Consider the following 24,894-nt stretch of genomic DNA (forward strand, 5'->3'; position numbering starts at 1 on the left):
TTAATCATAGTTTAATGCATTTCATGACTTCTTGAGCACACCAATCCCATGTATATTTATTGAAAAAATCAGCCTGTTTTTTCCGATTATTATTTCTTAATAATACGCCAATAATTCCAGCTATTATTTCATTTTGACTTTCATTTTCAACACAGAAACCCAAGTCATCCTCGCTAGACATAATTTCAGGTACACTACCAACGTTAGTAGCTACCGCAGGTGTACCACAGGCTAACGCTTCGGTAAGCACATTAGGACTCCCTTCACCTCTACTTGATAAACAAAACACATCAGCAGCATTGTACCAAGTAATTAATTCACTGTTATCAACCGCACCTACAAAAACCACATGCTCCTGTAACTTATGACCCTCAATAAATTGATTAAGTTCTTTACGATAATCTCCTTCGGGCCCTTGTGCACCCAAAATATAAAACTTGCAGTTTTCCAAACCTTTTGTAGCAATAACCTCTTCCAAACCTTTTATGACTAAATCAAACCCCTTGCGATGAATAAGAGCACCAACACCCAAGATAAATTTTTCATTTAAAGGTAGCCCTAATTTTTCACGACATTTATCTTGGTCTAAGTAATAAAACTTCGCTGTATCTACGCCGTTACGGATCACTACCGTTTTATTCGCAGTATTTGATAGTTCATCTGATTTTTTAGCCATTTCCTCGCTAAGTGAAATGATTTTATTAGCTTTCTTAAGGTAATGTGCAACAATTTTTTTTCTTAGTCCTGTGTCTTGTAAATGAAACGCTTCCATGCCCCTCAAAGTTACATGAAAAGGTTTTTTAATTTTATTTGACAACCAATCTCCACAAGGTAAATCAGGAAAAGTCCAGTGCAAATCAATTAAATCAAAATTATAGCCTATATTATCCAGCACAGACTTAACAGCCTGTTTATAGGTGTAAACTTCTAACGATTTCAAGTGTCCAGGTATTGACAAAAATCGTGGGTGGTAAACACTTATCCCTTCCATTATCTCTAATTCAGGAACTCCTTGAAGGTGAGAAAATTTACGAAGCCTCCTATGAATAGGTGAATCAGGAATTGGGTTAATAACTGTAATGTCAGCATATTTACTCATAGCCTTTAAGCGATTAAATACAAATATGCCATGGTTCGGCTGATTGCAGTTAGGAAATAAATAGCTAATTGCTATTATTTTTAGTTTGTGTGGCATCGGCTATCTCTGCGTAATAGTTGAGCTAAATAATTCAGGCATTTTACCACTTTCAAATAGTTGTTTACCAATTTGTATGGATGACTGTATCTCAATGTGGCTTTTATCAAAATATAATACCTTTCTGTTGCGATCATATGGTGAACATTTTTCATCACACAGTAGGAAGTTAATATCATAATATTCAATTTTGTTATTTAAATGAGAGAAGTTTGAGAGCTCCAAATTTATCTCTTGTATCATCAATTTATTTTCTTCATCTACTTCATCACAATTCAGGAAAAAGTAGGATATTGATTTTTCTTTACATTTTCTATCAAAACTAGAAAAAACAGGCGCTTTACCCAAAATAATAATTTTTTTATTTTGGGTAGAATACTTCATCAGCATTTTCTTAAATTGCTCTAAGAAATTGGGGTCTCGTTGTAAGTAATCGCTATAATTTGCAGATAATATGAGAGTCTCGTAGTCATCAAGCATAGGAAGAACAACATCTAAAGAACTCTGGCAATTTTTATAAAGTCGCTCTGGTACATAATTCTCAGCAGAACTATCAATTGGGGGACAAGATGCATGATGAATATTACGAAATGACCAACCAGATTTTTTAGCAAAGTATTCTAGCATCCCGATATAATGAGCTGCATTAGAGTCCCCCCATAATAGTACTTTAGGCTCGATACCCTTGTTACCGATAATACAATTTTTATCAGTTAAGTGCTTAGTTTCTACTTTCCAGTATTGGCACACATAGTCATATTTATTGGGAGCTAATGCATTGTTTTTAACAGCAATCAAAGACGAATTATAATCAGATAGAAAAAGCCGTAAACCTAAACCGTTAGTATGGATAATCCCCAATGAAATTATTATTAAAAGTATGGAAGGAAGGACAAATTGCCTAAAACATAACTTCAAGAAAGTTAATTTAGAATATCTAAATCTTTGTTCAACAAACAGAAATGTTATCCATGCAAAGAGTATCGTTAATAAAAAAATAATGATACCTGCAAACAATGTTACATCGCCATAACCATACCGATAAAAGGCTAAAATCGGCCAATGCCATAAATAAGCGGAAAATGATATTTTTCCAATAAACACTAGGCTCTCATTAATGAATAACTTAGGAATGCCTGTATCTTGACCGATACCTGACCATATAAATAATGCTGCACCGAGAGTCGGAATTAGCGCATAAAACCCTGGAAAAGCAATCGTTTCATCAATAAAAACAAGTGAAAGTAATAATAATAATATTCCTGTGCCTGACACAACATTTACATACAACTTACTCTTTAATGGGAGCAATATGTCTTTGTGTAGCAAATAGGCAAGTAATGCCCCTATGAGTAATTCACCCGCCCGAGAAGGCAACATATAGTAAACAAATGAATGTGCTGACTCTGCCCAAAAATAACCAATAGCACAAGAAATTAGAATAGTTGTAATCAATAGTAAAATAAATTGTAAATTTGATATAAAACGGTAAATAGCCATTAGAATTAAGGGCCAAAAAATATAAAACTGCTCTTCAACGCCTAATGACCATAAATGTAACAATGGAATTTGATAACTTGAGCTAGCAAAATACCCACTATCTAAAAATAACCAAAAATAGACATTAGCTAAAGAAAATGTTGACCAGAGTGCGGACTCACTTACTTCGACCGCATCACCTGGCAAGTAAATAAACTGAGCTATTACTGTAGTGCTACCAATTACAAAAAATGCAGCAGGTAATATCCTTTTGATGCGACGACGATAAAATTCAACAATAGCAAAACTTTTAGTGTCCAGCTCTTGGTATATTTGCTTCGATATTAGATAACCTGAAATGACGAAAAACACATCAACACCAACAAAACCACCAGGTAATAGATGCTTATTAATATGGAATATGATTACGGATAGCACCGCAATGGCTCGCAATCCATCTATATGTGTTTGATAAGCTATTTTAGACATCAGAATAGAATTCCCGTATGAAGGGCATTAGCCGTTAGAATGAGAGAAAAATTTCTTATTCAGAATTTTTTTGAATGTCGTTTTATTCAACTCACACCAACGTCCAATAGTCGCGACAATTAAAAAGGTAATTACTATCATAGTAATTCGATAAAACAAATTAGATTTGTCTCCATCATATGCCGCAGCAATAAGCTGGATTATTGGTCGATGAAATAAATAAAGAGCAAAAGTTAATGATGCGCTCCATCTAATAAGCTTTTCATATTTAAACAAAATAGGTTTGATTAAGTTTATTATGTGCGGGCTAAAATACATATGAATAACAAACAAAATAGCATCAAAGTAATCACCAATAATACTGGCTCTAGACATCCATGTTACACCTGTCTTAATTTCTCGGACTTCAGGACCCACGAAGACAATTAGTAATAAAGCTGCACATGATATTAATGCTTTTAAATATGACTGTTCAAATTTTACTTTATTCCTAAGCTCTAATTTAAATAGTACGTAGCCTAAGAGCCAAATAGGAAACAGTAGCACTATTGTTGGACCAGATATAAGAATAATTAGCGATATGAATAACCACTTTATTTTACTTTTAATAAAATAAAATAATCCAAATAATATGTAGTACATCCACTCATAAGTTAGAGACCAAAAAGGACCATTTATTCCGGGGTTTAAATCCATATTCCATAGATTTTGAATCAAAAAGAACGATAATACATAATGTAAAACCTGAGAGCCTTCGGGATAAGGCCAAGCAGATTCTGTATATATTGCAGTATTAAGCTCTAACCCTATATAATCACATATCGCTGTAAGCAAAAGCGCTGGGATTACAATAGACCAAAGCCTGGAAACCCTAGCAACTGTGAAATCAGTTATGTGCCTCTCTTTCTCATAAGTAACAAAGCCAATGACATAACCTGACATTACAAAAAAGATCATAACTGCAGTTTGTGAGTAAGCTTTAAACTGCCATAAGAATCCGTCGGTTAGGTCTTGACTAGCGACATGAGAGAAAAAGACGACCATGGCAGCCGAAAAACGCAGCACATCCAAATAAAGAGAATACCCTTTATTCATAACTAATATTCCCTGTATTCTAATCTTACCAAAATAAAGATTGTGATGACGATTTTAAGTGTTGCTAATGGTTAGTGTTTTTTCGCAGCCACTCTTCTAAAACAACTAACTGCCACAATGTTTTATGGTGATCAAATTTATCATTATTATGCTCAACAATAAGTTGTTTAATGCGCGATTTTTTAAAGAATTGATGTAATATTGTCTCTTCTGACAACAATAAGTTTTCGGCGTAACCTCTTAATTCGTTTTGAAACATTAGTTTCAGTGGCGTAGGGAAACCCATTTTTTTACGGTAAATGATGTCATTTGGTAAAATTCCTTCCATCATTTTCTTTAACGGATACTTACCTTCACCTTTTTTAATTTTATGCTTACTTGGAATGGTTGCCGCAAATTCAACTAACCGATAATCTAAAAATGGCACTCTTAGCTCAAGGGAAGCTGCCATACTCATACGATCAGCCTTTATTAGTAAGTCATCAACCAACCAAGTTTTTGTATCAAAATAGAGCATTTTGCTTAACGTGTCTTCACCTTTTGTTTTCTCAAAAAGGCCTTCTGTATAGTCACGGCTAGTAATTTGATCACTTTGCTCAATTTCAGCCTTAAATTCAGCTGTATATAGCGCTTCTTTTTGATGATCAGGGTAAGTAGACATACCTTTATACCGTTTTTCTATCGGCAATGTTGCCATTGTTAAGTATTTAGATACTTTATGGCTTTCACCGAAAACTTTATTGGCAATACCAGCAAAAAAATTACTGCCGGTTTGCCCAACAACAGCACGATATTTATCCAATACGTTCATGTACTGATATAAGTCATAACCCGCAAATATTTCATCCGAACCTTCGCCTGATAAAGCAACCGTTACTTTCTCTTTCGCCAGCTTAGCGACAAAAAATAATGATATAGCAGCAGCTTCGGTAACTGGCTCATCCATTAAAGAGATGTATTCAGGAATAAACTCTTTAAATTGTGCGGGGGTTATTTTTATTTCATGATGATCTGTTTTAAATTTATCAGCAATAATTTGTGCGTAAGGGGTTTCATCAAAACCCTTGCCAAAATCATAGCCAATAGAAAAAGTTTTAAGCGGCTCCTCCACTCTATCAGCAAGCAAACCAACAACAGCGCTAGAGTCTATTCCACCACTAAGAAAAATCCCAAGAGGTACATCACTACGCAAACGTAAATCAATAGCACTATCTAACAGCTTTTTGCTACCATCAACGTAATAATCAAACCCTTTATCCTGACTATTATCAAATTGTAGATCCCAATATTGAGTAATAGTAAGCTCATTACTTTTTCCGGCATTATTTTTAAGTATGGCGTAATGCCCCGGCATTAATCGTTTAATCCCCTGATGTAAGGTATTTTCGCCAGGAATATAGCCAAAACTCATGTAACTATCGATTAATTGGGTATTAAGTGCCGGTTTTTTTTCTAGGCCTTTTAGAATCGCCTTGGTTTCAGAAGCAAAAATAAATTCCTTTTCATTTTGTAGATAATAAAGAGGTTTAATGCCAAGCCGATCTCTCGCGAGAAATAATTCTTGTTTATTACCATCCCAGATAGCAATCGCAAACATACCATTAAAGTGTTGCAAACAATCAACGCCATACTCAATGTACGCCTTGAGTACAACTTCAGTATCAGCACCTGTTTCAAAGGTATAGCCTTTCGCTTCTAAATCAGTGCGAATTTCGAGATAATTATAAACTTCACCATTATAGGAAATGACACAATTATGGCTAGCTTCTTCTCTAGGCTGATGTCCTGCGGGAGTTGGATCTAAGATGCTTAATCGAAGATGAGCAAGCCCTATTTTTTCTTCATTATCAAACCATATACCATTACTGTTTGGGCCACGATAAGGCATAGTATCCCGCATCAACTTGATACGTGATTTATCGACAATGCTATCGACACTACTGATCCCTAAAATTCCACACATATATTGATATACTCCATTCTGATAATATTGATTTTTAGCATCTATGAGTAATTCTAACTGTTTTATTAGACAGTGAAAAGTGAACACTGTTTTACATCTTAGATTATTTTTTGTCGCTCATTGAGCTACTTTAGATTTTTATAAAAGGCTTAGCGATAGCTATAACTTTACTAGTTGCACTATCGCTATTATAAATTGGCCAACCACGATTTGTTTGACTCTTAATTAAGAGCAACTTGAGCCCAACGAATTAACATTTTGGTACCAAATAAATGAGTTTATATTCTTAATAGAATATAAACTTTAGCTAGTACCAAGCTACTTTATTGCGTTAAGTTGATTAAAATATTTAACTAAATAAGAAAAATCTTTGATTCCAAGCCTATGCAGCGTCATAGCAATAAACACTTTTTTGCTGTCAAAATACTGTTTAAATACACGAGCATGCTTCACTTGACGATAAATGTCATAATCATCACGGCGATTAGTACTTTTTTTCGCACTCACTTCCCATTGATATGATAAACCCTCTGGAGTTTTTAAAGGACATTCTTCATGCTTAGGATAGGTTTGCCATGGTGTGGTTTGTGCACAACTAGGGAAAAATTTAAACCATTTCATATAAAACTTATGGTAAAGCAATTCATGGCTTGGTAACGCATAAATTGTTGCTAAAAATTCACTATCAAAGAAAGGTAAATGTAGTTCAACTTTATGCTGACAAATTGTTTCAAAGTGTACTTGCAAGTGACGTTTTTGATCGTTATTCATCAAAAAATAATATATAGCTTTAGCTGGGTCATTTTTATTTATTAAAAACTCTTTGGCTACGGTATTCTCCAATAAGCGATGAGTTTTCTGTACGTATTCTTTTTTTAAAAACCGTGTTGGTAAGTTTATTTTAGTCGATAATAAGTACTTCTCTACTGCAGTCGGTAGATCTCCGTTGATAAGTGCATTGTTAATATCTTCATTAATATAAACATGACCAACTGCGACACTTCCACCATCACCCGACCATACCGTCCCCCTATTGGTCACTTTATCTAAGGAATGATCGATATCTTTAATCCCATCGGCTATCAATTGAGCCCAATTGGGGTAGGCGAGTTTAGCAAATTCTTTTTCGTGATGAACCAAGCCTGCATTTTCTGCAAAAACTCTTGCAAATTCATTATCTTGTGAACGCCCCGTTGAAAAATTGAATGTATGTAATGTATCCACATGAGCTTTAACCTGTGAACAGATAACTCTCGAATCCAATCCGCCACTTAAAAATGCAATGGCTTCACTGCCTTGGTTCAAGCGCAATTTCACCGCATTATCAAACAGTTTGTATGCATCTTCAACGTCATCATTGGTTAGCTCGCTTTTAACCGGAATATTCTGCCAATCCCAGTACGATTCAACGCTTACGACATTATTATTCAAGAATAAAATCTCGCCACCGTTAAGCCGCTTTATATTTTCGTATGGCGTTCTGTTCGCCAAGCAAAAACTAAACGCCAAACTCTCACATAAACCGTCAAAATCTGTATCTAAATTTACAAATGGTAAATTTTCAAAAAACAACATTAGCGAAGAATAAATCAATACATCGTCGTATTGATAATAATAAACTGGCCTTATACCCAATTTGTCTGTAAATATGAAAGTGCTTTTAGATGTATTATTTAGCTTAACGCCGGAAAAAACCCCTTTTGCTTTTTTAAGCAAGCTCTTCAGACCAGTTATACCTTCGGCTGAATTAATACTTTTGATTTCATTATATCGATCATCACCTTCAGTTCTAAATAATGGATCTCCAGCAATAGTAGCGATGCTATTGCTGGACTCGTTTATATTGCCTTTTTCATCTTCCGAAATATTAAAAGAAAGAAATAAGCTGCTATCAGTAGAAATCTCAAATATATTTTGGTGTAAGCAACTTTGTTGAAATACTCTGGTAATAATTGATTTTCTTTCAGAAGAAATTTTCTCATTTGATAAACTTATTATACCTGCAAAAACTGTCACTCTACTTCTCCATCTGTATATATATATTGACAACGCTTACCAATACTACACATTACTTCATATGATATTGTATCTGACCATGTAGCGATATCATCTAAGGTAATATTCTGCTCACCATCACCACCAATCAAGGTTATCTTAGTATTTTTTGTCACATTGCTACACTCAGTAATGTCTAGCATCATAAAGTCCATGCAAATATTACCCACAATATTTGCTCTAACATTATCAACTAGTACGAACCCTTTGTTGCTAGCGAGTCTTGGATATCCATCAGCGTAACCGACAGGAATAATAGCGATTACACTATCTTTCTCTGCAAGCCATGTACTGCCATAGCTTACAGGTTCGCCTTTATTCAATCGTTTAATCTGTATGGGATATGTATACCAACTTAATATTGGCTTGATATCTAAAGAAATTTCTGAACTCATTGGTGAGCATCCGTATAACAACAAGCCAGTTCTAACAATATCGAACATAGCGCTATTTGTTAAAAACCCAGCACTATTAGAGGCATGAAGTGTCTTCGGTATTAGGTTATGTGCGTGCAATAAGTGCTGTGCACTTTGAAAAGTCATAAGCTGTTTCTGAGATACACGACTTCCCGGTACATCCGCACAAGAAAAGTGAGTGAAAAAACCAGCTAAATGGATATTATTTGCATTCTTAAGTAAATCTATAACTTGTAATAATTCATGATTTAAAAGACCCGTCCTAGACATTCCAGTGTCCAGCTCCAAATGCACATTTATATCCCATGAACAGTGAGCAATCAACTCTTTCAAATTATCGATACTATATACGACTGGCAATAAATTATAGCGTTTAACTTCACTCAAGTGGGGGATATAATCACAGCCAAAAAGCAATATCGTCGGCTTTATTATTCCTGATTTTCTGAGTTCAATTGCCTCATCAACGCTAGCCACCGCAAAGTGACATACTTTTAAAGCTTGTAGTTTCTTGGCAACTTTGATGGCACCATGCCCGTATGCATCCGCTTTTACCACGGCACAAATATCGGCATTACCGCTTTTATTATTTAGCTGCTTAAAGTTATATTCTAACTTTGCCAGATCAATTGTAATAATAGATCGCTGTGTATACATAGTGTGTGTTATTTCCTTATCAAGAGCTAACATTCACGATTTTTTATCTTTCTTAACAATGCTAATTATTTCATCTTTGTAAAACAGCCAATACGAAAATAGAATAACACCGCCACCCACTAGTATTTTTACCAACAATGATTCAACTAAACTGACATCTCCTGTTAATAAAAATAAATCTACTAAATATATAATAAGCCACATCAGACATGAAATAATGAAAGGAATAAGCCAACAAAATACCGTAGAGTATTTCAGCTTGTATTTCATTTTTACACGTACTATTACTATGAAAAAGGCGAGTAAAAATGATATCAGCCAAGCCATTGCTGTTGCTTGCAGTCCAAATTGGACACCTATAAGTATTCCCACAATAACAAATACTGAAATCAAAACCGTATTTTTTATTGCAAAGCCAGCATCATCCATCGCTATAACAAAGTTATATATCACTGCATTAAGCATACGAAAAGGAAAAACCAAAGCAAATATAGCGATAATAGCAACCGCTTCACTCCATTGCGCCCCCAGAAATAATAATACAATTTCATGTGATACTGCTGAAATACCCAAAAAAATTGGAAACACAGCCAGCGATAATAAGCTCAACGCCTTTTCTAAATAATAACGAGTAGCACTAAGGTCTTCTTTAAGTGAGGAGAATGCTGAAAAACCAACTTGGTTTAAAATAGCGGATATTTTAGTCATGGGTAATGACGCGATTTCTACAGCAACATTATATATACCAAGTTGCTGGACACCCACAAATTTTCCAATAATTAATGCATCTAGTTTATTATATGTAAACCAAATCAACTCAATGAGTTGGATTTTACCTGCGAAAGAAATAATCTTATTAAAATCATTAAAATTCAATGTTATACGGTATTTCACTTTAGTCATATAATTGAGTAAAACACTACGAACTAAAAGCTCGACACCCAATGCAAAAATAAGGGCCCAATAACCTGCACCTGAATATGCGCTATATAATGCTACAAAAGTAGCTCCTAGTGCAGCAGTGGCTTCACATATTGCTTTAACTTTAAAGTTCATTGATATATTAAGGGCGGCTGTCGGGATAATACAAAAACTATTTAACGGTGTAATAATCGCCATCGCATAAATAATCAGCTCTAACTCCGACTTACCATAAAAATTTGCAATATTTGACGCTAATGCTGCGATACAAATACCAAATAAAATATAGATTCCAAATGATAAGGTAAATAACTGGTTACTACCTTGCTCTTTTATATTTTGCGATTTAACAAGTGCAGTAACAAAGCCATTTACGGTAAAAATACTGATAAAAGTAAAGATAACTGATGTTATCGCGACAAGCCCATAGTCATTAGGACTTAAAAGGCGAATAACAAGAAATGTTGAGATCCAAGAAAATAATTGTACGAGTAGTTTTGCGATAGCAGACCATTTCAAGCCTGTTATTACTTTTTCTTTTAATGTCACTTGCTACCTTTCACCTAAAGTAATTTTCATTTTATTCATTTCAGCCAATAACTTTATTAGGTAATTGCTTGTTAGAATTGATGTGCTTTATACAAAATAATACTGACAACAACACATACAATAAATCGTAATAAGCCATACTGAGTAAGCCGCCAGAAATCATATATACAAGAATAACTGTATTTATCGCCTTAGATAAATCTTGTATCCATTGCTCTTTTCCTTTTTTTAGCAGAGATCTACTAGTAAAATAACCTTTTAATAACATTGATAAAAACAATATAAGACCTAGAAAGCCAAGGTCTCCTAATACTTGGAAATAAATACTGTGTGCAGCTTTTGGATAGTTAATAGGGCTATTCTTTTTCGTAATAAAGTCAAAATCATGTATATCACTATAGTAGTAGCTCCAGACATGAAAATGCTGTATTGAATCTTGTCCGGCACCAAGGATAGGACTATCTAAAGCAGCAATTGTAGCGAGTTTCCATGCTGTCACTCTTCCCAGAAATGACGCATCTTGATCAGCATGTTCAATAGTCTGTATACGATCTGTCCATTTGTCCGCTGCAATATAAATAGCGGAGGACGCAAAAACAATACTAAAGAGAATAAATAAAAATTTCCGTTTAACTTTTAAAAACACTTGCCAGCTAACTATAATTAAGCCAATAAATCCGCCTCGAGAGAATGAACCAATGACACAAACCGCTGATAACCCAGCTAAACCAGCAAAACCTAATTTAAGGTATTTGTGTTTTACTTGGGAGATAATATATAAATAAAGAGGAATAACCATCAATATCGCCAACGCAAATAAATTATTATCTGTCATCATTGAATTATTAATACCGACAATCTTATAGTTTCCTGCTGTTGCTAAAAATTTTAGTCCTTCAAAAAATATATTAAATCCGACTCCTAACAACATTGAAAATAAAAATGTTTCGATCCTATTCTTAGTGGTCAACAGGATCATTATTAAACAGCTCAACAATACTGCTTTAAAGAAGTCACTCCAAACTATCCATGAAGCTTCACTTGAGCCGAAAGTAAACATATTGGAAAAAGCTGACTGAATTAAAAGCAGCAGCATTAAAATAAACATACCATTAAAAGGCGACTTTCTTAATGGGTCTTTATCAAAGAACAAACCGATGATTGTAGCTATCGCTAAGATATACGTGAAGCGGATATCAGAAGAAAAACCCCAAAGCATATTTTTAGGTATTGCCATTATTGTCCAGATCCAACCACAAAGGCCCAAAAAAGGATTTCTTAATGCCAGAATAAATAATGGAGAAAACATTAATAAAAATATTATATCTTTCATCTTTTTCGTCCCCCTTTACCTCTTGCTTTTACTGTTCTCTTTATCTCTTCTTCACGATCTAACTTATCTTGCTTATCCCCTTGAATAAGAAAGTATATTACGAGTCCCATACTAATTAGAAAAACAATTGAACTCATCTAACCTACTTCCTTCTGACTGTAGAAGCTAAGTCAATTATTTTCTTAGTATTTTCCTGCCAAATAAATTTTTTATCAATTACACTATTTTTTATAGCGATACGCTTAGTCTCTAGCTGTTCAATATTATCTATTGCAAAAACTAATTGTTCAATAAAGGATGTTTGATTACCTTTTTCAAAAAATAGGGCCGTATCATCACTCAAAATTTCTCTTATATTTGGACAATCTGGCGCAATAATGATGCTGCCAACAGCCATATATTCAAACATTTTCAGTGGTGAGGCATAATCAGTTACATCTGGTTGTAATGCGATATCAAATTGTTCGACATAATTAAGTACTTTATCGCGAGTCACTAAACCAGCAAACTCCACTTTATCACTAATTCCAAGTGATTCAGCTTGCGCCTTCAAGTCGGGGAGAATATTTCCGTTACCTACACAGATAAGTTTAAGTGGTAACGTTTTATGCTTAGCTATCGCTTCTATTGCCTTATCCATACCGTGCCATGGATGAATAAAGCCTGTAAATCCAATAACAATCTCTTTTTTGTTGCTATTTATAGGTTTTGCAAGCATTTGATCAATAAAGGGTTGATTAACGCCATTATGAATAACGCTAATATTCTCTTCCTTAACGCCAGCTTTTCTTAAATGGTCTGCTAACACATCCGTTACTGGAAGCGTATGTGTAGCATTTTTCCAAGTATAGTTCTCAATCCATTTTGCAAATCGTACTAACGATAATCCACTATACGTTTTTCGTTCATAAACTAAGGGAGCATTTACCTCTAATATAAGCGGTATATTAAATAATCTACTCGCCCATATACCCGCAGGTTGGTATAGGTTATAGCGTTCATAAATAAATTCAGGGTTAAATTGTTTTATCGCTTTAACAAGTTTGATAAAAATCCAGAGACTATAAGATAACTCTAATAGCTCGTATAGAGATCGAGGGAGTAGTTTTTTGAGTTTAGTTACGAAGCCACCATCATGGCCGAAGTCGCTATTTTCATTCAATGAAGGTGCTACAAATTTTAGATCGTGACCTTGTTCAATAAATGCATTAGTGAGTTCTTCAACGTGAACAAATTGACCATCTTTTGAGGCGATTCTGTGGTGATAGAGTATTTTCATTTTATTTTTTTTCTTTATCTAAGAATGAGGCTAATACTAGTAATGCCCAAATTAACACACCATTATTTATGGTTCGGTTTTGATGAGCTTCAGTAATTTTTTTTAATTCACTAATGTTAAATATGTTCAACGATACAAGGTGTTCCGATAAAATTCTTTTTTCTAATGTTGCTTGAGGTATTTGTCTTATCCATTCATCTAGTGGAGAAGTAAAGCCCATTTTTTTTCTTTCTAATACGAAATTAGGAACTAAGCCTTCTACCGATTTTGCAAGAACCTGTTTTACTTTATGTTTTTTAAGATTAAGTTTTTCATTTAAACCTAAGCCCCATTCGACCAGTTTATAATCCAAAAATGGCACTCTTACCTCTAAAGAGCAAGCCATACTTGCTCTGTCGACTTTAGTTAAAATATCTCCAGGCAAATATGTTTTAAAGTCAATATACTGCACTTGCTTCACAGGACTTAAGTTATCAACTTCACTAGCTATTGATTTAAATTGGCTTAAAGCGCTGTATCCTTCCAATTTTTGCTTAAATTGATAAGAGTATAATTTATTTAAGGTTTCACTGTCGGATAACGACATTGCGTTATAAAAGCTCGTTATTGGATCATTTGTTAGCGCTTTAAACGTAGATTTTGCCCTTAGAAATTGAGGCGCTTTATCAAGTTTTGGATAATATTTTGCCAACAAATTAAACACAGGTTTTGTGAATTTATTTACGAAAGTAGCACGAAGTTTTTCTTCAAAATTTAACATTTGGTAATTTCGGTAACCAAAAAACAACTCATCACTGCCATCGCCTGAAAGGGCAACTTTTACCTTCTCTTTCGTTACCTTACTTAATATTAAAGTTGGAATAGCTGAATTATCAGCAAAAGGTTCATCAAACGTATCAACAACCAGGTCGACCAATGAAAGATCATTTACCGACACATTCGTCGTTGAATGCTTTGTTTTAAAGTGTTTAGCTACTTTCTCAGCAAAGTATGATTCATCATATTTTGATAAATCAAAGCCTATTGAGCTTGTTGTAATTGGCTCTGCACTTAACTGACTCATAAAGGCCACTATCGCAGAAGAATCAACCCCTCCAGATAAAAAAGCACCAAGCGGCACGTCTGCTACCATTCGGTCTTGCACTGCCTTACTTAGCTGAGCATGTACATCTTCGATGTTATAGCTATTCTCATTTCTGGTGATATATTCTTTTAGATGCCAATAGGCTTCATTAATAAATAATTCAGGCGAGTTTTGATCTAAAAGAATAAAGTGCCCTGGTAGCAGTTTCATTACTTCTAAATAGATAGATTTTGGCTCTAAGACATAACCTAATGATAGATAATCTTCTATCGATTTTAAGTTAATATTTAATGGAATTTTTGTATGTTTTTTCAACGCCTTTATTTCTGAAGAGAAAACAATTTCATTTTCTGTTGTTTTCGCCCAGTGAAGCGGTTTAATGCCCAATCTATCTCTTGCGGCAAACATTTGCTTTTTATTTTTATCAAAAAGAACAAAAGCAAACATACCATTAAGTTTATTTACACATTGCGTATGCCACTCTAACCAGGCATTCACAATGACTTCAGTATCACTATTGGTATTAAATTGATAACCTAAGCTTATTAATTCACTACGCAATTCTTTATAATTATAGATTTCGCCGTTATAAGTAATACCAACAGTTTTAGTTTGATCGAATAATGGCTGATGGCCTCCTTCTAGGTCAATTATTGACAAACGAGTGTGTGCTAGGGCAATACCATCGGAGATATAAACACCATCACCATCTGGACCTCGGTGATGCTGGCTTTGATTCATTTTATTGACGGTATTTTTATCTATATCAAATAAATGATCATGGTGAAAAATAGCTACAATTCCGCACATTTACCTTAAAACCTAGCTAAATCTATTCAGTCGTTTATAAAGATTCCCTAAGCCCCAAAAGTACTTGTGCTTATTCATTAAGTAAAAAAGTCCTTTTAAATGCGAAAAGTGAAAAATTGATAGCTTGAAACCACGTGAAAGCTCTTGAGCGTCATGAATAACTTCAGCAGAAGGAATATAAGTAATTTTAAAGCCGTTCTCCCATACTCTTAAACAATAATCGACATCTTCAGGAGAATAAAATATTTTTTCATCAAATAAGCCCGTTCTATCGACAGCTTCCCTTGATAGCATCCAACATGCCGAAATAGCATAATCGACATTAGTAGCCGTTTTAGTGGACTGTAATTCATGTGGTTTTGATTCTATTTTTTTTAAAAATAAAAAGCGTTTAAATTTATGAATAAGCGTTGGGAATACATCACAAGATAGTTGAAAGTTACCACTACGGTAAGAAAGTCGAGGTACCGCCATACCAACATCACAATGCTCCTCTAAATACGAAATTAAACTTTCAATTGCCTTGTGATTAACATAAGCATCAGAGTCTAATACTAAAACAAATTTACCCGTAGCTTTTCTTAAAGCGGCGTTTCGGGAATAGGTTGTTCCTGTATTTTGACTAAAGAAAATAGGTTTAATTAGCTCAGGATAATCGTTTTCATATTGTTTTATTAACTCGACACTACCGTCTTTTGAACCATTATCAACAATAAATATTTCATTATCTTCATCAAACACCGATAGCGAGCTAATCAGATCATCTAAACATCGCTGTATTGGGCTAACCGAATTATATGAAAGTATAACCGTAGAAATGAGCATGATTTAATATATTTCCTTATTGAGCCAAAGTTACATGTTGATTAATTTCAAAAAAATTTTCAGACATAAATCTATCTAACATTCTATCGGCTTTATGTTCATTAGCTGATGATAATACAATAACCTTCCCACCTAGGTCGGTCATCATTATTTTGTTCATTAGCTGTAGCAATTTAAATTGGACTCTACTTGCTGATAAATGACTGCCTACTCTATATATGACTCTAAGTTTACGCTCTTCACCCTGTATATTGACAATAGAATACGAACTGTAAGGTATTGAATCACCTTTATTAGTTATCATTTCATTTGTCGAGATACTTTTAATAGACCAATAATCTGTATTAAATAGTCTATTTTTATAACCAATAACTTCTTTCTCATCTGTCTCATACTCATAATTAGCGATAAAAATATCAACATTAGTATTACTTGAGCTCTTTGATGAGAGATACATAGAATCAGCATTAGGAAAACTTGGTAACCAATTATTGTTAAATTTAAAGGGAGCTCTTATAGAAGGCTTTTCAGCCAAATGACTAGCTTTTTGAAATACCAATAAATCTAAATGACTTTCATATTTATATTTTAATACAGGCCCTATGAATAAAAACAACAAAGCAATAGTTATAAATATTGCAGAAGGATATTTTTGAGGTGCTTTTTTTATTTCAATTCGGTTGCACTCGTCTTCTTTATCTTCTGCATCAGTCATATAGTAACCAATAACAAACAACAAGCCTAAAATGATGGTAAAAAACACTCCGCCATATACTAAATGATCAAAACCAACCGCCGCTTGCATATCAGATAAGTGACCAATAAGAATCATTAAGAAAGCTCTTAATCCATTCCCAATAATAGCAACAACACAACATAGCAGTACGAATACAATTTTTTTATATAATCGATTAAAATTTAGATAAGAATATAAAATACCTATGGTAATAGTTGAAATTAAAAAACGAATTCCACTACAAGCTTCTGCAACATGAAAATTTCCGTTGGGTATTTGTATATACATACCATCCCGAAAGACTGGAATACCTAAGGCGTTTATCATAAAGACTGATATATCCGCGGTAATAAACTGCAGATAAGGAATTAAAAAATCTCCAATAGGAATTGATAAGTATAAAAAAGCTAATGGAAATTTTAATGAAAGTACTATATTCCAACCAAAAAAAGCCCAAGTTAAAACAATAAACAAACTGAATAATACGAATTGCTCTAAAACATTAATATACGACAAAGCACTAATAAACCAAAAGAACGATGTTAAACCGATAAGACATAAAGCAAGTAAAGAGGGTTTAGTATCAATTTGTGCAAGCACATGTTTTTTTCGCTCAACCAACCAAAGGACGATAGGAAAAATTAAAAAGCCGTGACCATAGGTGTTGGAGCTTTGCCATATTTGAACAAGTCGAGTGAACGAGCTGCTAAAGGCAAAAAACATACATAATATTATGCAACTGACTAGAAGGACATTAGTGAAATACCTGTTAATTGGCATACGTAAACTATTCCATTATTTTTGCGTTTTTATGTAAATAAACACTCTTCATCGTGTCCCATTGATATTCTTTTAATAGTTGTTCTAATTTACCTTCCATGCGTGATAAATTTACATAGTGTCTGAACTTTGATTTTAACGACGCCTCTTTTACTCTAGGCTGATCGGGGTCGATTTCCCAAGGATGGAAATAAAAGTTATAGGGCATTTGTTCCAATTTATGAAATTTATCAATACGCCTTTTAGAAAGCCAATAAGGGTATAACCGAAAATATCCTCCTCCGCCGATGCCCGTATTTATGTCACGGTGACGGATAGTCGGAATAGGTATTTCTATTAGTTTTTGATCACTTACATCTCGCAGATAAGCAAAACGAGGCCAATCAGGTACACCATATAAGTCATGGTTGATAGGATATGTACTAGAACTATATTGAAAGCCTAACTCAATAAGTACATCATAAACCCACGTGTTGGTTTCATTGACTGAAAAACTAGGGGCACGATAACCAACGATTTTTTTACCTGAGAGTTCTTCAAGAATATTTTTACTTTGCTCAACATCAGAAAAAAACTCTGCTCGAGTCATCTCAGTTGCACGTTTATGGCTATACCCATGGCTCGCTAATTCGTGCCCTTGATCTACGATAGCCTTTATTAAATTCGGACAATGTTTTGCAACCCAGCCCAAAGTAAAAAATGTACTTTTAACATTATATTTTTCGAACAGCTCTAATAACCGATATGTGTTACGTTCAACCCTTAAGGGCATTTTTTCCCAATTCGATCTTGGTATCGTGTTCTCAAAGGCAGAAACATGAAAATAATCTTCAACATCAACCGTCATTGCATTAATAATTTTATTCATGAAACTTACCTTCCCTTACCGAACAATACTATTTCTACTGTTCGAATTAAGATTAAAAGGTCGAGTAAAAAACTACGATGCTTAATATAGTATAAATCATATTTAAGTTTTTCTAACGAATCCTCTTCTGTTGCCCCATAAGGGTACTTGAGTTGTGCCCAGCCAGTTAAGCCAGGTTTCACATTATGACGTTCATTATAATAAGGAATATTTTTAATCAACTGCTGCACAAACTCAGGTCGTTCAGGTCTTGGACCTACAAACCCCATATCGCCACACAACACATTATAAATTTGTGGTAATTCGTCAATGCGATATTTGCGAATAAATTTACCTATTTTTGTTGTTCTATCATCATTTTCAGATGCCATTTGAGCACCATTTTTTTCCGCATCGATGCGCATGCTACGGAACTTAACAATGCTAAAAGTTTGACCATCCAACCCAACACGTTCTTGACAGTAAAATATCGGAGCCTTAAAGCCTTCGTCTAACTTAATTAATATTGTGGTAATCAGCATGATTGGCCAAGTAACCATCAGTAAAACAAATCCCATGCCAGCGTTAAAGACCCAATCTAAGGTATTTCGCAAATGGTTAGCTGAGGCAAAGCCATTTGAGTAAATGACCCAACTAGGGTAAATCAAGTTAACGGCTATCTGCCCTGTTTCACGCTCAATGAAATCTAAAATTTCAGTGACTTCAATACCGCGAATTTTACAAGCAAATAATTCATCAACAGGCAGGTTTTCACGGCGTTCATCATTGGCAACAACAATTTCATCAATTTCATGCTCGAGAGCGTAGTTGACTAATGACCCGTCTAGCTTAATTCTATTTTCATTAACAATACCACCTTCGCTATCACCATTCATAACAACAAAACCGTGCATAAAAAAACCCTGACGATCAACATCACGACGCATACGCTTTTCGATAATGGAAGCTCGTTCTCCTGCGCCAAGCACCAGAATATTACGCTTATTAAAACCAAAGAAATCAATTTGCAATGTTAAATAGCGCACACCACTAGCAATAACAAGACTAATTAATGCTGCCATTGCCAATAATTCAATACCCAGAGCGCCAGCGCCATAAAACGGATTGATAAGTGATACGATAAAAAAGCCAATCGCTACTGAAACTAATAACCTCCGAACAACTCCTCGAAAGTTCTCTCTTAGTTTTGAGTTATAAAGCCCCATAGCCAATGATGACAATTGCACGACTAAAGCAAAAATAATGGCATGAATAAATAAAATATTCATAGCAACATCTTGGCTATTATAAGTAATAAAGTGAAATAGACTATTGAGATATAAACTTAGCAATAATGCGCCTGCAAAACAGACAAACTCAATCAAGACTAGAGACTTGCTACCCGCAGATAAATCACGAAATTTTGGGCTAGACATGTGTTTAGAATAATCCTTTCTGGTAAGAAAAATAAATCAAGAATAGTATATTTTTATTTTTAAGCAGTGTATTAGAATTGATCTATTGCCAAATGTAAACAATAGGCTATTTAAAAATACTCCAATTACTCTTGTTTATGGCAATTAAATAATGTGCATCGAATGTAAAAATCAAATACAATCAGATAGCTTAGATAAAAACGGTTGTAAATAAGAAGGTTAATTACCATGGAAAAGCACATGACTAATACAATAAAGGCGATTTTATTTCTTGCATTAAGTTACATCGTAACTGGATGCAGTACAGCTACATTACCTCCTGCTACAGTTCATCAATCGAATACCTCTGATGTATCCTCTTACAAATACCTAATAGGAGCTGGGGATGCAGTCAATATTTTCGTTTGGCGCCATCCTGAAGTGTCGGGTTCATTTACTGTACGCCCTGACGGTATGATTACCACATCATTAGTTGAAGATATTCCCGTATCAGGGAAAACACCAACTGAATTGGCTCGTTCTATAGAAGAAATTTTAGCTACATATTTACGAGATCCTGTAGTTACCGTTACGGTCAATCAATTCATTGGACCATTTAGCGAGCAAATAAGAGTTATTGGTGAGGCTACAGAGCCACAATCAATCAACTATATTCAGCACATGACATTATTAGATGTAATGATTCGTGTTGGCGGTCTAACAGAGTTCGCTAATGGCAATGGCGCTGTTTTAGTTAGAGTTAAAAATGGCCAACAAAAGCAATATGAAATATATATTGAAGATTTAATCAAAAATGGAGAAATTTCGGCTAATGTCGATGTTTTACCCGGCGACATTATTGTAATACCTGAAACATGGTTTTAAGCTCGTTAGATTTTTTTACCTGTTTTAGAGGGCAAGAATGCAAGAAATTATAGAACAATTTGTCGGGTACCTTAAAGGTATTTGGCTTAAACGACGATTTATTATTATCTCGACTTGGTTGATATGCCCTCCTGCTTGGGTTTTCATTTCCCAACTTGACAATGTCTACGAATCTGAAGCGCGCGTGTATGCAGATACACAATCTATTCTTGCACCATTATTAAAAGGGTTAACTGTTGGCATTAACCCAGAAGTACAAATTCGTTTAATGGTTAAAACGCTTTTAAGCCGACCTAATTTAGAACGAATTACCCGCATGACAGACCTTGATGTGCAGGCGGATACTCCAGAAGCGTATGAAGAGTTAATTGCTGAATTGAAGGAGAATATTGATATAACTAAAACAGGTGGCAGTAAAGAAAATATCTTTACAGTTGCTTATCAAAATTCAGACCCTGAAATGGCGAAAAATGTCGTAAACTCTGTCCTTACTGTATTTATCGAGAACACGTTAGGTGAAAATCGTAGTGACTCAAATTCGGCTCAAAAATTCTTAGATACGCAAATTAAAGATTATGAAGATCGTTTACTGTCCGCTGAATCACGATTAACAGATTTTAAGCAAAAGTATAGCGGTTTATTACCTGATCAATATGGCGGTTACTATCAAAAATTAAACATTGTAAAAGAACAACTTAAAACAATTGAATTAAGTTTACTTGAGCAAGAAACTCAGCTTAAATCGGCTAAGAAGCAATTAGTTGCCTTACCAAATAATAACAATAATACCTCTCAAAATAAAATTAAGAATTCTAGTAGCATTGAAACTACATACGACGAACGAATTTCTGAATTAGAAGTAAAGCTGGACACCTTACAATTACGATACACTGAAAAGTATCCAGATGTTGTTGAGGTAAAGCGTCGTTTGGATCGTTTAAATGAACAACGTAACAAAGAAATTAGCGAATATTTGAATACGACCCAAGATGGTGATGCCAATAAGTTATCCATAAGTCAAAACCCTGTTATTCAACAGTTACAAATCCAGGTTAACCAACTTGAAAATATCGTTGCTTCAACCAGTGTTCGCGCAAATAATTACCGCCAACAGGTTAAAGAACTTGAAAGCAAAATTCATATACTGCCTGAAATTGAAGCTGAGTTGACATCACTCAATCGTGGTTACAAAATTACTAAAACTAAATACGAAGAACTCTTAAACCGAAGAGAGACAGCACTACTAGCACAGCAAGCAGATGAAAACACCAGTTCAATTCAATTTAAGGTTATTGATCCACCTAGAGCGCCAACAGAACCAGCAGGTCCAAAAAGAATTTTATTTTTGATTGCTGCAACTATATTAGGCTTTGGCATTGGTATTGGGTTATCACTCTTATTTAGTCAAATAAATCCAGTAGTTACATCCAGCAGTCAAGTATCTAAGGCTACAGGTATTCCGGTTTTCGGTATTGTATCTGCGACTGAAAACCTAGGGTTACAACAGTGGTATCGAAGAAAAACATTAATATTTATATTTTCTAACAGCGCATTATTTATTGTCCTTGCTTTTTTTATACTATATGCGATTGCACCAGATGTCATATTAGCGCCGATTAGAGGAGTTCTATAAACCTATGAGCATCATTGAAAAAGCATTAGCTAAGCAACAAAAAGACAATCAAACAGTTCCTGAAATTGATAATTCTGAACCAAATGTTGCAACTACAGCTATAGCAAATAAAAAAAGTACAACTGATAAGCCGACATTAGCACTTGATAAAGAAAGCTTAGAAGAACGAGGTTACTTAATAGATACTGGCACTCGAAAAAGTATCAAAGATGAATTTCGTCAAATTAAGCGTAAATTGCTCAATAATGCTTTTGGAAGCAACTCAAAAACATTACAAAACAGCAACTTGATTATGGTTAGTAGTGCTAAGCCAAATGAAGGAAAAACTTTTGTTGCTATCAACCTAGCATTGAGTATTGCTTTAGAAAAAGACAAAACAGTGTTACTTGTCGATGCTGATGTACTTCGACCTAGTGTTATTCGTGAACTAGGGCTTGATGAAACTCCAGGTATTATTGAATATTTGCTCGGTAAAGCAGAACAAGTCAGTGACGTTATTTATAATACTGATATTGATAAACTTAAATTAATCTCGGCGGGAAAACCTCATCATTTATCTAACGAGCTATTAGCCAGTGAAAAAATGGCTACATTGGCGAATGAATTAGCAAATCGCTACCCGGACCGAATAGTTATCTTTGATTGCCCACCACTAATTGGGGTTACCGAAACTTTGGTATTAGCCAACTTAATGGGACAAGCTATTATTGTTGTTGAAGAATCCAAAAGTTCAATTGCGGATATACAATCAGCGACTGAGCACCTCAATGAAGATTTAGCAGTAGGATTAGTACTTAATAAAGCAATAAGATCTCATAAGGACTTGTATGGTTACTATGGCTATGGATACGGTGCACAAGATTAAACGATGCATCGTATACCTCACATTAATCTGCTCGAACTTCACCTTCGCCGGTGATTGGCAATTTACTCCGAGTATATTAATTAACGAAACCTATACCGATAATGTTGGTGTAGTATCTAATAATGAAATATCTAGTTTGGTTAGCCAGACTGGTATTAGCATTGATTCTACATATAAAGCACAATATACAACTTTCAATTTTTTATCACAAAGTAACTACGCACTCTATAGCCATAATCACGAACTAGATAATGATTATCACACATTAGCCAGCGATTTACGTTTGCAACTGTGGCCAAACGGAATCGCATTAGTCGCCGATATAAACATTGCAAATCAAGCTCGAAATACCAGTAGAAATGCCTTAGCTGATGTTATTTCCGCAGATACCAGTCGAGTAGAAACCTACAATGCAGGCTTAGAATATAATATTAATAATAGCGCTTTTATCGTTAGCTCAGGCATTAGTTATCTCCAAACGAAATCAGAAGATAATATCGGTGATAGAGAAGGCGTAGTTGCAACACTTAATAGTACTAACGGCTCCGGTGCTCGTCATATTTTTTGGCGGGTCGAGCATAGCTTTCAAGAGCTGAAGAATAATTCCCAAGATGGAAAACTAAGCAAAAGTGAAGTAAAAATAGGCTTGATTACTGATTTCAAAATCAATCCATTTATCCGTTATTATGATGAAGACAATAGTGGTAATTTAGGTAATGGAAGCAATTCGACTGAATCCAATTCATACGGTTTCGGTATTCGTTTGTTGATTTCTCCGCGGTTATACATAGATAGTTCTTATAACAAACCTATCGGTAACAATTTTGATATTGATGGTAAAAAACAAGGTGACTATATAAATACAGCGATTCAATGGCAGCCGTCTATTAGAACGACATTAGAGGCAAACTACTCAGAGCGATTTTTTGGTGACAGCTACGGCCTTAATTTTAGTCATAAGAATAAGCGTTTAACAAATACCATCAGCTACGTAGAAGATGTACAAACATTAACACGCAATAATTTTATTAATGATATTATTGGCTTCTACCTATGCCCGAATAATGTGACATCAATCGAACAGTGTACCATTCAAGATGGTAGTACAATTATTCCTGATAATCCAAATGATCCGAATGATCAAGGTTACCGTATCCTCCCGATTCAAGATTTTATCTTAGTAGAAGATAATGTCTTTTCACTCAATAAGACCTTAAATTGGAATTCAACGCTAGAACTTGCTCGCACCACAATTAATTTGAGCGCTAGTCAGCAGAGTCGTGATAATCTTGATACTCGTATCGAAGATGAATCAAATGTCCTAAGTCTTAAAGTTAAACGCAATGTTAGTGGACGATCTAGCGTAAATCTCGACATCTCATATACTGAAACAAACCTACAAATTGATACTGAACTAGAGCGTGTTGACCGTTATCGCCGCTATCAACTTAGTTATGAGAAATCATTGAATAGTGCATTATCCCTCAGCCTTACGATGAGCTATTTAGATAGAAGCTCAGATAGTGCCGACCTCAACTATGAAGAAGGCCGCATTAGCGCCCAAATGACCAAAGGTTTTTAGT

The 24,894-nt window shown here is 34.6% G+C and carries 18 protein-coding genes; 4 read left to right on the forward strand and 14 right to left on the reverse strand.

Annotated features, from left to right (window positions below; all coding sequences use genetic code 11):
- Positions 1-4: 4 nt before the first annotated feature.
- From B7C41_RS18245 to B7C41_RS18310, 14 genes are all read right to left on the reverse strand, one after another.
- The gene (locus B7C41_RS18245) at positions 5-1,195 is read right to left on the reverse strand and encodes a glycosyltransferase (RefSeq protein WP_085300415.1); all 1,191 of its coding nucleotides are present in this window, start codon (positions 1,193-1,195) and stop codon (positions 5-7) included.
- 3 nt (positions 1,196-1,198) lie between these two features.
- Positions 1,199-3,163 carry an acyltransferase family protein gene (locus tag B7C41_RS18250; protein WP_085300416.1) on the reverse strand — a complete coding sequence of 655 codons (1,965 nt, stop codon included), beginning with the start codon at positions 3,161-3,163 and terminating at the stop codon, positions 1,199-1,201.
- 27 nt (positions 3,164-3,190) lie between these two features.
- Entirely contained in the window at positions 3,191-4,258 is a 1,068-nt protein-coding gene (locus tag B7C41_RS18255) for an acyltransferase family protein (protein ID WP_085300417.1), read from the reverse strand.
- Positions 4,259-4,322: 64 nt separating this feature from the next.
- Positions 4,323-6,221 (reverse strand): asparagine synthase (glutamine-hydrolyzing), encoded by a 1,899-nt coding sequence (gene asnB, locus B7C41_RS18260; RefSeq protein ID WP_085300418.1) that lies wholly within the window; start codon positions 6,219-6,221, stop codon positions 4,323-4,325.
- A gap of 318 nt (positions 6,222-6,539) precedes the next feature.
- Positions 6,540-8,237: an asparagine synthase-related protein gene (locus B7C41_RS18265; RefSeq protein ID WP_085300419.1), complete on the reverse strand. Its 1,698-nt coding sequence runs from the start codon at positions 8,235-8,237 to the stop codon at positions 6,540-6,542.
- The gene (gene alr / locus B7C41_RS18270; protein ID WP_085300420.1) at positions 8,234-9,382 is read right to left on the reverse strand and encodes an alanine racemase; all 1,149 of its coding nucleotides are present in this window, start codon (positions 9,380-9,382) and stop codon (positions 8,234-8,236) included. The genes B7C41_RS18265 and alr overlap by 4 nt, the downstream gene beginning before the upstream one ends.
- A complete protein-coding gene (locus tag B7C41_RS18275) occupies positions 9,383-10,819 on the reverse strand; it encodes a lipopolysaccharide biosynthesis protein (protein ID WP_085300421.1) in 1,437 nt (478 codons plus the stop codon).
- A gap of 40 nt (positions 10,820-10,859) precedes the next feature.
- Positions 10,860-12,152, reverse strand: a complete 1,293-nt coding sequence (locus B7C41_RS18280) for a putative O-glycosylation ligase, exosortase A system-associated (protein ID WP_085300422.1) — start codon at positions 12,150-12,152, stop codon at positions 10,860-10,862.
- A 142-nt stretch (positions 12,153-12,294) separates the two neighbouring features.
- Positions 12,295-13,431: a glycosyltransferase family 4 protein gene (locus tag B7C41_RS18285; RefSeq protein WP_085300423.1), complete on the reverse strand. Its 1,137-nt coding sequence runs from the start codon at positions 13,429-13,431 to the stop codon at positions 12,295-12,297.
- A 1-nt stretch (position 13,432) separates the two neighbouring features.
- Positions 13,433-15,325: an asparagine synthase (glutamine-hydrolyzing) gene (gene asnB / locus B7C41_RS18290; RefSeq protein ID WP_085300424.1), complete on the reverse strand. Its 1,893-nt coding sequence runs from the start codon at positions 15,323-15,325 to the stop codon at positions 13,433-13,435.
- Positions 15,326-15,337: 12 nt separating this feature from the next.
- Positions 15,338-16,150 (reverse strand): glycosyltransferase family 2 protein, encoded by an 813-nt coding sequence (locus B7C41_RS18295; RefSeq protein ID WP_085300425.1) that lies wholly within the window; start codon positions 16,148-16,150, stop codon positions 15,338-15,340.
- Between the two features lie 16 nt (positions 16,151-16,166).
- A complete protein-coding gene (xrtA, locus tag B7C41_RS18300) occupies positions 16,167-17,666 on the reverse strand; it encodes an exosortase A (protein WP_085300426.1) in 1,500 nt (499 codons plus the stop codon).
- 7 nt (positions 17,667-17,673) lie between these two features.
- Complete coding sequence (locus B7C41_RS18305; RefSeq protein ID WP_085300427.1) at positions 17,674-18,534, reverse strand: XrtA system polysaccharide deacetylase; 861 nt, start codon at positions 18,532-18,534, stop codon at positions 17,674-17,676.
- A 5-nt stretch (positions 18,535-18,539) separates the two neighbouring features.
- A complete protein-coding gene (locus tag B7C41_RS18310; protein WP_085300428.1) occupies positions 18,540-19,949 on the reverse strand; it encodes a TIGR03013 family XrtA/PEP-CTERM system glycosyltransferase in 1,410 nt (469 codons plus the stop codon).
- A 240-nt stretch (positions 19,950-20,189) separates the two neighbouring features.
- Between B7C41_RS18310 and B7C41_RS18315 the strand changes: the two genes are divergently transcribed.
- Genes B7C41_RS18315 through B7C41_RS18330 form a run of 4 tightly spaced genes read left to right on the forward strand, consistent with a single transcriptional unit; the run spans position 20,190 to position 24,893 of the window.
- A complete protein-coding gene (locus tag B7C41_RS18315) occupies positions 20,190-20,813 on the forward strand; it encodes an XrtA/PEP-CTERM system exopolysaccharide export protein (RefSeq protein ID WP_235839775.1) in 624 nt (207 codons plus the stop codon).
- Positions 20,814-20,850: 37 nt separating this feature from the next.
- Complete coding sequence (locus B7C41_RS18320) at positions 20,851-22,446, forward strand: XrtA system polysaccharide chain length determinant (RefSeq protein WP_085300430.1); 1,596 nt, start codon at positions 20,851-20,853, stop codon at positions 22,444-22,446.
- A gap of 4 nt (positions 22,447-22,450) precedes the next feature.
- Positions 22,451-23,311 (forward strand): XrtA-associated tyrosine autokinase, encoded by an 861-nt coding sequence (locus B7C41_RS18325; RefSeq protein WP_085300431.1) that lies wholly within the window; start codon positions 22,451-22,453, stop codon positions 23,309-23,311.
- The gene (locus B7C41_RS18330) at positions 23,274-24,893 is read left to right on the forward strand and encodes a TIGR03016 family PEP-CTERM system-associated outer membrane protein (RefSeq protein ID WP_085300432.1); all 1,620 of its coding nucleotides are present in this window, start codon (positions 23,274-23,276) and stop codon (positions 24,891-24,893) included. The genes B7C41_RS18325 and B7C41_RS18330 overlap by 38 nt, the downstream gene beginning before the upstream one ends.
- Position 24,894: the final 1 nt, after the last annotated feature.

Source organism: Cognaticolwellia mytili (assembly GCF_002104475.1).
GTDB lineage: Bacteria > Pseudomonadota > Gammaproteobacteria > Enterobacterales > Alteromonadaceae > Cognaticolwellia > Cognaticolwellia mytili.

Excerpts from the sequence above, each read along its gene's own strand:
- B7C41_RS18250 (WP_085300416.1), bottom strand. The coding sequence starts at position 3,163 with ATGTCTAAAATAGCTTATCAAACACATATAGATGGATTGCGAGCCATT.
- B7C41_RS18305 (WP_085300427.1), bottom strand. The coding sequence starts at position 18,534 with ATGAATAAAATTATTAATGCAATGACGGTTGATGTTGAAGATTATTTT.
- B7C41_RS18330 (WP_085300432.1), top strand. The coding sequence starts at position 23,274 with ATGGTTACTATGGCTATGGATACGGTGCACAAGATTAAACGATGCATC.
- alr (WP_085300420.1), bottom strand. The coding sequence starts at position 9,382 with ATGTTAGCTCTTGATAAGGAAATAACACACACTATGTATACACAGCGA.
- B7C41_RS18315 (WP_235839775.1), top strand. The coding sequence starts at position 20,190 with ATGACTAATACAATAAAGGCGATTTTATTTCTTGCATTAAGTTACATC.
- xrtA (WP_085300426.1), bottom strand. The coding sequence starts at position 17,666 with ATGCCAATTAACAGGTATTTCACTAATGTCCTTCTAGTCAGTTGCATA.
- B7C41_RS18255 (WP_085300417.1), bottom strand. The coding sequence starts at position 4,258 with ATGAATAAAGGGTATTCTCTTTATTTGGATGTGCTGCGTTTTTCGGCT.
- B7C41_RS18325 (WP_085300431.1), top strand. The coding sequence starts at position 22,451 with ATGAGCATCATTGAAAAAGCATTAGCTAAGCAACAAAAAGACAATCAA.
- B7C41_RS18285 (WP_085300423.1), bottom strand. The coding sequence starts at position 13,431 with ATGAAAATACTCTATCACCACAGAATCGCCTCAAAAGATGGTCAATTT.
- B7C41_RS18320 (WP_085300430.1), top strand. The coding sequence starts at position 20,851 with ATGCAAGAAATTATAGAACAATTTGTCGGGTACCTTAAAGGTATTTGG.
- asnB (WP_085300418.1), bottom strand. The coding sequence starts at position 6,221 with ATGTGTGGAATTTTAGGGATCAGTAGTGTCGATAGCATTGTCGATAAA.
- B7C41_RS18310 (WP_085300428.1), bottom strand. The coding sequence starts at position 19,949 with ATGTCTAGCCCAAAATTTCGTGATTTATCTGCGGGTAGCAAGTCTCTA.
- B7C41_RS18280 (WP_085300422.1), bottom strand. The coding sequence starts at position 12,152 with ATGAAAGATATAATATTTTTATTAATGTTTTCTCCATTATTTATTCTG.
- B7C41_RS18245 (WP_085300415.1), bottom strand. The coding sequence starts at position 1,195 with ATGCCACACAAACTAAAAATAATAGCAATTAGCTATTTATTTCCTAAC.
- asnB (WP_085300424.1), bottom strand. The coding sequence starts at position 15,325 with ATGTGCGGAATTGTAGCTATTTTTCACCATGATCATTTATTTGATATA.
- B7C41_RS18295 (WP_085300425.1), bottom strand. The coding sequence starts at position 16,150 with ATGCTCATTTCTACGGTTATACTTTCATATAATTCGGTTAGCCCAATA.